Source organism: Bacillus sp. B2-WWTP-C-10-Post-4 (genome assembly GCF_009183805.1).
Classification (GTDB): Bacteria; Bacillota; Bacilli; order Bacillales; family Bacillaceae_G; genus Bacillus_A; species Bacillus_A cereus.
The window spans coordinates 1-9,420 of the sequence record NZ_WEII01000137.1 but is presented as its reverse complement, the minus strand read 5'-3'; the positions used below and the strand labels follow the sequence as shown (position 1 = coordinate 9,420).

The following is a 9,420-nucleotide window of genomic DNA, read 5'->3' as shown; positions in this document are numbered from 1 at the left end:
ATACATATGCTTTATATTATGTAAATACAAAAACCGCATTCTTAATGAAAAGAATACGGTTTTTCATCTATAATTCTTCAATTGTAAAATTTAAAAACTCAGTCTCAAATCCATTATTTTTAGAAGGACTACACGTGTAAAAACCTATTTTAATAGGCTCACTCCCTATATCCTCCATTAAATGAGCGATTCTTATTTGTTCCCATTGATGGCTCTTTTTCACATATATTGTATAATCACCGCGTTTTCGAATAATTCGAAAACGAAGTTGTTGCTTAGCTGCTTCTGTTGGATAATCTTGCGTTGACCAATCAGAATATCCATTATTCGTTACGACAGCACCTAAGTGAGATGGCCCTTCAGGGATATATTCTAAAGATGTTTTTAGCCAACAGTTCTCCGAAATCATAACAAAAAGACCTGCTTGATCGAATTTTGAATTTGGATTCATACGTAACTGAACTTCAGCTTGAAAGTCTGTCATCATCTCATTATAAAATACATGACCATTCATGACTTCAAAACCATAATGTGTTTTAAGCCAAAAATCGGTTTCTGCTTTCGAACGGACAATAAACGCATGATTATCATTAATTTTATAGTATTCAGGTACATTCATTATAGTGAGTTGCTCAATACGTTCTGGTATATACGATATATTCATAGCTCCTCCATAATAAAGCATTTATATAGACATTTAAAACTCCGCTAATACTGGGAATTTATAACCTTTAAAATCTAACTCTTTATCACTTCGAACCATTAAATACTTGCTAGACTGTAATTCTGTAAACTGTACATCCTCAACCCCTAATTGATCCGGTGAAAAATAAAATTCGATTTCCGTAAACCTTTCATTGATTTCTCCACATAATTCATCTAAAACCGGAAGTACTGGCGCAAATACTCCAAATAATTTCAACTTTTCATTGTCTACTTCATAAACGATTAAAGCATCTAGTTTCTCTGAATAATACAATTTCTCATTCCATTCAGAATCATACATATTCAAATAAAATGAAGGATGGAAGTTTAAAGTTGAAAAACTATTTGAAAGTCTTTGGCTACTATCAATCGTTTCATGTATTAACTGTCTATTCTCTATATTATAGAAATCTAACTTTTTAAGTAGTGAATGGTTATTATTAATATTTTTATCATATGGTATAGTCATCAAATATTCCTGCACAACTTTAAATCCAAATGCTGTATATAGTTCAGGTTTTTCCGTAAACAATAATGCACATTCACATTTCTTATCAATTTCTTCTATCATTTTACTCATTAATTGTGTCATTAGCCCTTGTCTACGGAAATTAGGGTGTGTCATTACTGATTGAATACCCGCCGCATTTATTTTTTCACCATTAATTAATAACGGGAGTGAAAATGCCGCAACATTTGCAATCACTTTATCTTCTTGTAAAAATGATAAAGCTTTATATGTATCATCCCAATATCCTTTATCCGAAAAATCATTCAATGTTTGAGTTGTAATTCCAAACACTTCTTCAAATAAAGGAAATAACTGCTCCCTTTTCGGTTCTTCTATTAGAAGACTTGCCAATTTTTCAACATTCCCCATGTTGTACCTCCAAATGTTAAATTCCATTAAATTAGATATACTTATATGACCTACTCTTAAAAATAGAGGTCTTACCAATCAATATACTATCATAAAACATAAAAAAAAAGTCTAATTAATTTTATGTTTCGACTATTTGAAAATAAGTCGAATAAAAAAATATTAAGATTTTCGGATATTAATTAGTTTATTTTATAAAAATAGCGCTTTCTAATTAGCTTTTACTAATAGAAATACACTATTGATAATAAAATATTTTTATTCTTTTATCCCTTCAAGTCTTTCCTTCGTATTAATTTCTTCTCCACTTATACGCTTTTCAAAAGACTTTCTCCAACTATTTGAAAGTGCATTTACTTCTAATATCCTTTTTACCCCTTCAATATTTTGTTTTTCCTTATGCATAATACGGTTAGCGAATGCTACTGAAACACCTTTTGGATCAGACTGTAGTCTTTTTAAGGTGTCGACTGATGATACCCATCCTTCTTTTAATACACGAAAATAAAATCCTGTATATCCTGTTTCTTGAAAATATAGTGGTAACTTTGGAATATTATATTTTTTTGCTAATTTAAAACAAGGTTGCCTTGGTTGTGTTACCTGTACGATTGCCTGTCCTAGCTCAAACGTATCACCAATACAAACATCCTCTTCGCTCATACCACTAACTGTTATATTTTCTCCGAAAGCCCCATATACAAGATCTTGATTCAATTCTTTTTCCCAGTATGGATAGTGATCACCAGTATAAACACAAACTGCTTTATCTACTCCTCCATGATGAACTAAGTCAGCTTGTCCATCCCCATTAAATTTTACAAAGGATAAATATACCGGTTCCTTTACTTGTTTCTTATTTATGCCTGTATGAACTACCTTTCCACCGTATGTAACCTCTTTTGGTAACCCTATATTTAAAGATAATAATTGATATTCATTAGCCATTCTATTTCCTCCTTTAAAGGTGTTACATGTATTTTCTCTCAATTAATTTTTACAACCCTCTCTGTTATATAAAAATGATTATAAAACCTCTAAAATCATTGTTCAATTCAATTATTTATATAATAATGATAGGTATAACCTATTATTATACTTGAGGTGATTCCAATCGAATTACGACAACTTGAATACTTTTTAGCTGTTTCAAAAGAATTACATTTCACAAAAGCAGCTGAGAAATTAAATATTTCACAGCCTTCCCTAAGTCAACAAATACGTGCATTAGAGCATGAAGTAGGAATGCCACTTTTCGATCGAATTGGTAAAAAAATATCTTTAACTGAAGCAGGGAAGATTTTATTATCACATAGTAAAACCATTTTTCATGAAGTCGAACAAGCTCGTTCAGCTATTCAAGACCTAAACGGATTACAGCAAGGTTCCTTAACAATAGGGGCTTTGTTAACCGTCCTAAATTATTTACTACCACTAACTATTTTAAATTTCAATAATTTATATCCCAATATAGAGCTTTCTGTATTAGGGCTTCGCACAGGAGATATTCGTGAAAAACTATTACGAAACGAACTAGATATTGGAATTACATTTCTCCCGGTGCAAGATAAAGAGATTATCTCTATCCCTCTATACAAAAGCGATCTTACATTAGTCGTGCCAACTGGTCATCGATTAGCTGAACGTAATCATGTATCTATTGCTGAATTACAGAACTACCCTTTAATTCTTTTACCTAAAAATTTCTTTTTAACCGAACTAATTACATCTCATTGCCAAAAATTCAACTTTAAACCAAGACCAATTTTAGAAATTAGCACGATGGAATCTTTAATCCAAATGGTTTCCAAAGGAATGGGAATTACAGTGTTACCCAAACCATATATAGACTTTTTACAAAATAAAAACATTCAAGCTATTAAAATAGAAAACCCTACTCCAACAATTGAAATAGGGCTAATTTATAGAAAAGATAAATATATGTGTGCTGCAACTCGAGAATTTATTGAGCAACTAAAAAGTACAGTACGTTCTTTCCAAAACTAAACAAAAGAGATTATCCTATGAAACCGTTTCACAACGATCTAGTAGAATAATCTCTTTTCAAAACAAAGTAAACATTATATTAAACTCTTATAGATTTTAATGTACCTTTTTAGATATTGGAATATATTTAGTAAAATATGCACCAACTAGCAATAATACAATTGAAAATAACCAAGTAAAAGCACCGCCAAAGTGAAACCAATATGCAAACATATTTAAGATTGCGAGTAAAAAGAAGCAAATAGAAGTTAACGCACTTTTCAATCCTTTTATCCCAGATTTTTTTCTCTTTTGATAAGCAATATACATCGCAATAACAAGAAAAAAGATAAGAACAAATGGTAACATAACTTTTAGCATTGGTAATCCCTCCTGTATAAACGCACTCTTTACACTACCATATTATACCACATAGTACTAAAGAACTTTTATTCATTCCTGTTGTTTTTCACTATCTTTCCTTCACATCAGACCTCATCAAAACTCTCAACTAATGATTATTTGCTAACTGATAATTGCCTTGTTAAGATTATGGTAATAATAGAGTTCCAAAATAAAGTGATTTGACATCCGATAAACAAAAACAATACATTGTCCCCACTTATAAGCAATCATCTAATTCATGAAACTAAGAAACTTATTTATCAAAGCAAAAGGAGAATTTATGTATGAGCAATTGCAAACCAATTGATGAATTAACTATTGAAGACCTAAAACAAAACCCCATTTGGGAATGGGCAATAGATGAAGAGGAAAACGAAGAACATGACGAAACATGGGTAAAACCAGCAGCAACTACTAATTTTACAGAGGAGCTAAACGGTTCAATCGTACTAGGCAAACTATTCTTACATAATGGTGAAAAATTCCCTATGATGTTTGAAATTGACATTGAAAATAACGAGGCAGTAATTCGTTCTGTTGTTTATTATAACGAAGCAGAAAATGAGTATATTGCTATAGAAGATATTGTGAAAATGGTCGAAATGCCGTTATCGATTATTATTAACCTAACAATTCATGCAGAATCCAAAACCTTACGCTTCACTGCACATAAAGTAGATATTTGTAAAAGTTCAATAACGACTAATTAAAATTAAAGTTGGGCGAAATAAAGAAAACAATTATTAAATAAAGTGAAGCTTTAATCAGTGGGGGTCTTACTGCCCAGCAAATAGCGGGATAAAAACCGGAAAATGATTATCGATTCCCCGGTTTTTCAAACTAGATTAAAGTATTCCCTTTTCTACTAAAGTCTCTGCGATTTGAACTGAATTCCAAGCCGCACCTTTTAATAGGTTATCAGAAACAATCCAGAGGTGGAATCCGTTTGGCATATCAGGATCTTTACGTATTCTTCCGACAAATGTATCTATTTTCCCTTCTGCATATAATGGCATTGGATACAGCTGTTTACTAGGGTTATCCTGCAAAATAACACCTGGTGCATCCATTAATACTTCCTTAATTTCCGTAACGGTTGCTTCTTTTTCCAGTTCTATATAAACCGATTCTGAATGCCCTGATACAACTGGAACACGTACACAAGTAGCTGCCATTTTCAGGTTTTCATCTTCTAATATTTTCTTCGTTTCTTGAATCATTTTTACTTCTTCAAAAGTAAAATCATTGTCTGTAAATATATCTACTTGAGGCAGTACATTAAACGCTATTGGGTAATGTTTTTTATCTTTTTTCGCCGGTAATATATTACTTTTCACTTCTTCACCAGCAAGCATAGACTTAGCCTGCTCTTGTAATTCATGAATCGCATGAATGCCAGAACCCGATACGGCTTGATATGTTGAAACGATAATTCTTTCTAAACCGAATGATTTTCGAATCGGCTGAAGTGCTGTTACCATCTGTAATGCTGAACAATTTGGAACTGCAATGATACCTTTATGCTGCTTTAAAGTATGCGCATTCACTTCCGGAACAACGAGCGGTACACCTTGTGCCATTCGGTACTCACTTGTGTTATCAATTACAATCGCACCACTAGAAACTGCATGAGTTACAAATTGTCTAGATACTTCTCCCCCAGCGCTAAAAAAGGCAATATCTACACCTTCAAAGCTAGTTGTTTTTGCCTCTTTTATAATTATCTCTCGTCCTTTGAATCTTACTTTCTTACCAGCGGATCGTTTTGACGAAAGCAATGTAACTTCAACTATATTAAACTTCATTTCATTCTCTAACAGTTCAATAATTTTTTGCCCTACCGCACCTGTAGCCCCAACAACAGCTACATGATAGCCCTTTTTTTTCATCTTTTCTCCTCCAATATCACCTAAATGAATATTTCTACAATTTCATTTTATACAGAATTTAATCATTTGGAAAATTAAAATACATGATATAATCATTCACAAATCATGATAATAAAAGAGGGATCGTTTATGGAAATGAGACATGTTAAAACATTTTGCGCCATTGTGAAGTATGGTAATTTTTCTAAGGCTGCGCATGCGCTAGGTTATGCGCAATCTACTGTTACAGCACATATGAAAGCTTTAGAGAACGATTTACATATTCCTCTTTTCGATCGGTTAGGGAAAAAAGTGCTACTTACAAAAGCAGGTCATCAATTTCATCCTTATGCATTAGAATTACTTTCAATATATGAAAAAGCGCGAGAAATCCCCCAAAATAAAGATTATTTAGAAGGTACATTAAGTATTACATCTAATGAATCATTAGCGGTATACCGATTACCACAATTATTACGTACTTACAAACAGAAAAATCCAAAAGTAAATATCGTACTTGAAACAAACACAAATGAACAAGCATTACAAAAATTACGTGAAGGAGAAACAGACGTTGTCTTCATAATTGGAGAAAGTATAGAACATAATGATTTTATTACGCGTACTTTTAGTAATGAAACATTTGGATGGATTTTACCATCTTATTCCTCTGCGCATACAAATCCATTCCAGTTATTACAAGACACCCAGTTCATTTTTACAGAACAAAGCTGCGGCTATAGGCCAATGGTAGATCGTTTTTTACGTCAAAGTGGAAATATTCCAGCTAAAACATTTGAAACTTCCAATGTTGAAGTTATTAAACAATCCGTTATGTGTGAGTTAGGCATTTCAATTCTTCCTTATATCGTTGTACAAGAAAGTTGCCAAAAAGGACAACTATGTTTTCAACCTATCGAAACTCCAACAGTTATTCAAAGTTATGTAATCTATCATAAATCTAGATGGATTTCCCCGGTATTACAATCGTTCCTTTCCTTACTTGAACGAGACTAAAATATTAAGACGTACATAGAAAGAGAGTAATTGCCTAATAAGCAATTACTCTCTTTCATTAATTAGTATACTATTTATTAGTCTGTCCCCCACCTGCAATTAATTTACTACCTGAATATGTACCTTTTTTCATAAACACTTGATTAATTAATTCTTTTTGCTCAGCTTCCGACATTACTCCTTTTCCTTCTCCTAAATTCCCACTTTGTAATTTCCAAATCTTATTGTGATCCCCATCAACCTTTTCATATTTTCCTTGTTTCCATCGTTCTAAAATTTCTACATATGTACTTCCCTGTACAAGATCATTACTCTTTACAATATCAATTAAGCTTTCAATCCGCTCTTGTGTAATAAAAATATAGCCCCACTTTTGATCAGCTTTCGCTTTTTGATGTGCCATTTCATGTAATGCTGTCTGTATGTTCTCATCTGTCCATTTAAAATTTTTATTAAAACCACTATTCGGCAATGAATAATTTCCATTTTCTAAAAGCTTTGCATCTTCTGCTTTTACGTTACTATCAGCTAATACTTCTACTGCTGGAGCAGCTGGTGATGCCTTTTTCGCAGCTGGTTTACTATTATTTAAATAATGCAGCATACCATATGTTAAACCTACTCCAATTACCGCCATACCAGCTATAACACCTATTATTTTCAAAAATGTTTTCATCTCGCTTGTTTCCTCCCAAATATCTCCGTTCTGACTACCTAATTATTTCTTATATAAAAACTGTTACTTCATTCAAAATATCGCATCCCATCCCCTATCATATTATTTATATATACTTCCTCATATTGTATTTCTTTTCCTTTGAAATTAAAAGATTATTCTGTTAAATAATGAAAATATTCTACAAATTTTTCCTTTATATTTATAACGAAACAAAAAAACAACGATTGCGTTCTACAACACTCGTTGTTTTTACTTTATGCACGATTTTCTTTTAACCACTTCGTAATAACATCTAACTTCGAAACATCAAAACGTCTTTCTTCACACACGTTCAAATTTTGTGAGTTTCTCACTATTTCTAATTCATTATTTCTTACACTTTTTGCCTCAATTAATTTACAATACCCATCTGTAACAGTATTTAAATTTTCATAATAACGCTGAAACGATTTTGATATATGTAAATGTTTTTCAAAGTTTCTCCTTCTTTTCGTTTCATCAGATACTTTCCGTTTTCTAAGTTCTTCATCGTTCGTATATAAATAAAAATATTGATCCGGAAAGCCAATTTCCCTATTTATCATCTTTTCTTTATAAAAATTTTCTATTAAAGATAATGGCTGATTAAATATATCAAAATGAAAACACCAATTATAACTAAGTGGCTGATAAATATCGCCATCGAGTATTACTAATTCATATTGCTTTGACTTCTGAACAGCTATATTCCAGCGCTCAACTTGTTTTTCAAAATACCATGTTCTATGTTCATTTTTTGGCCTTTCAAATAAAGAATTCACTTCAGGTATTATATAAGCACCATAATTCTTTTCTAATTCACGGCACGTGGTACTTTTACCAACAGCGCTTGCTCCCTCAAATGCTATTATCCCCATAGTTTCTCCCTCTTTCATTAACTAAAATTTCGTTGTTTCGCTTTTCTTCCCCATAACTTTCTCCATAAAACAATTGAAGCGACAGTGAGCATGATTGTTGTAATGATACTACCTTCAATTCCGAACGTGCCTCCATGCAATGTTTCTGGTCCATTTGTTATAGACTTAAAAATTGGAGTAGAATATACAGTTGTGCCACTAACTGCAAAACCATATACATTATATTGAGCCCAGTTCCAAATTGAGTGCCATGCACATATTCCCCACAGACCGTCTTCTTTCAATACATATAAAGCTGCGAAAACACCCACTAATATTATATTCGATATAGATAATATTGTAATTCCTGGATTAAGTAGATGAAGAAATCCAAATAAAAATGAAGTTACAATTATTCCAACCCATATACGACTTCTAACAGAAAGAACCGGGAATAACCAACCTCGTACAATAATTTCTTCCGTTGCCCCTTGTATTAAAAATGCAACTAGAGATCCTACTATTCCTACTATCACTGTTGAGGTAATATGTTGTACTTGCAATTTCACACTCCCCATTAATAATAGTAGAATAACTGGCGTTGAAATAAATAAAAACCCTATTAACGCACCTTTTAAATACTTTCTCATCCATTTCTCTTTCCAAAAGCCAATGGATGAAAAAGGTCTTTTTTCTACAAAACGAACCCATATAAATAAAATAAATATAGCTCCGCCAAACGTTAACACCATTCTAACATTGTCATAAATACCTTTCATGAATATCGTTTCAGCTTTCGGTAAAAATAACATAAATAACATAAAAAGTTCGCCTAAAGTCAAAAATATAATGGCTAATATTACAGCAAAGACTGGATGGACCTTTTTTCTCCCTGCTTTTGCTGCTTCAATTATTATAAATGAATTATTTTTCACTTTCTTTTCTCCTTTTATAATATTTAACTACCAACAGTAACCAACCATATTTTACCACGAAAAGTATATT

11 protein-coding genes are annotated in these 9,420 nt (G+C 32.0%); 3 read left to right on the top strand and 8 right to left on the bottom strand.

What is annotated here, in order from left to right; all coding sequences use genetic code 11:
- Positions 1-67: 67 nt before the first annotated feature.
- The 3 genes from GBN78_RS26705 to GBN78_RS26695 all read right to left on the bottom strand — a co-directional run bounded on the left by GBN78_RS26705 (position 68) and on the right by GBN78_RS26695 (position 2,533).
- Entirely contained in the window at positions 68-664 is a 597-nt protein-coding gene (locus GBN78_RS26705; RefSeq protein WP_001027681.1) for a DUF1349 domain-containing protein, read from the bottom strand.
- A 33-nt stretch (positions 665-697) separates the two neighbouring features.
- Positions 698-1,585 carry a GNAT family N-acetyltransferase gene (locus tag GBN78_RS26700; RefSeq protein WP_000528676.1) on the bottom strand — a complete coding sequence of 296 codons (888 nt, stop codon included), beginning with the start codon at positions 1,583-1,585 and terminating at the stop codon, positions 698-700.
- A gap of 258 nt (positions 1,586-1,843) precedes the next feature.
- On the bottom strand, positions 1,844-2,533 hold the full coding sequence (locus tag GBN78_RS26695) for an MOSC domain-containing protein (RefSeq protein WP_001263003.1): 690 nt from the start codon (positions 2,531-2,533) through the stop codon (positions 1,844-1,846).
- A 156-nt stretch (positions 2,534-2,689) separates the two neighbouring features.
- Between GBN78_RS26695 and GBN78_RS26690 the strand changes: the two genes are divergently transcribed.
- On the top strand, positions 2,690-3,592 hold the full coding sequence (locus GBN78_RS26690; RefSeq protein ID WP_000612234.1) for a LysR family transcriptional regulator: 903 nt from the start codon (positions 2,690-2,692) through the stop codon (positions 3,590-3,592).
- A gap of 96 nt (positions 3,593-3,688) precedes the next feature.
- Here the strand turns inward: GBN78_RS26690 and GBN78_RS26685 are convergent, their stop codons facing one another.
- Positions 3,689-3,952: a hypothetical protein gene (locus GBN78_RS26685; RefSeq protein ID WP_000921856.1), complete on the bottom strand. Its 264-nt coding sequence runs from the start codon at positions 3,950-3,952 to the stop codon at positions 3,689-3,691.
- Positions 3,953-4,260: 308 nt separating this feature from the next.
- On the opposite strand from GBN78_RS26685, the gene GBN78_RS26680 reads away from it, so the two are divergent.
- Complete coding sequence (locus GBN78_RS26680) at positions 4,261-4,686, top strand: hypothetical protein (RefSeq protein ID WP_000063766.1); 426 nt, start codon at positions 4,261-4,263, stop codon at positions 4,684-4,686.
- Positions 4,687-4,821: 135 nt separating this feature from the next.
- Here the strand turns inward: GBN78_RS26680 and GBN78_RS26675 are convergent, their stop codons facing one another.
- A complete protein-coding gene (locus GBN78_RS26675; protein ID WP_000726549.1) occupies positions 4,822-5,865 on the bottom strand; it encodes an aspartate-semialdehyde dehydrogenase in 1,044 nt (347 codons plus the stop codon).
- A gap of 129 nt (positions 5,866-5,994) precedes the next feature.
- On the opposite strand from GBN78_RS26675, the gene GBN78_RS26670 reads away from it, so the two are divergent.
- Positions 5,995-6,861 carry a LysR family transcriptional regulator gene (locus GBN78_RS26670; RefSeq protein WP_000425904.1) on the top strand — a complete coding sequence of 289 codons (867 nt, stop codon included), beginning with the start codon at positions 5,995-5,997 and terminating at the stop codon, positions 6,859-6,861.
- Positions 6,862-6,931: 70 nt separating this feature from the next.
- Here GBN78_RS26670 and GBN78_RS26665 read toward each other — a convergent pair whose 3' ends face one another.
- From GBN78_RS26665 to GBN78_RS26655, 3 genes are all read right to left on the bottom strand, one after another.
- Positions 6,932-7,537 (bottom strand): PRK06770 family protein, encoded by a 606-nt coding sequence (locus GBN78_RS26665; protein ID WP_000846981.1) that lies wholly within the window; start codon positions 7,535-7,537, stop codon positions 6,932-6,934.
- Positions 7,538-7,794: 257 nt separating this feature from the next.
- On the bottom strand, positions 7,795-8,454 hold the full coding sequence (locus GBN78_RS26660) for a nucleoside/nucleotide kinase family protein (RefSeq protein WP_151522251.1): 660 nt from the start codon (positions 8,452-8,454) through the stop codon (positions 7,795-7,797).
- Positions 8,454-9,350, bottom strand: a complete 897-nt coding sequence (locus GBN78_RS26655) for a CPBP family intramembrane glutamic endopeptidase (RefSeq protein WP_000794817.1) — start codon at positions 9,348-9,350, stop codon at positions 8,454-8,456. The genes GBN78_RS26660 and GBN78_RS26655 overlap by 1 nt, the downstream gene beginning before the upstream one ends.
- Positions 9,351-9,420 lie beyond the last annotated feature (70 nt).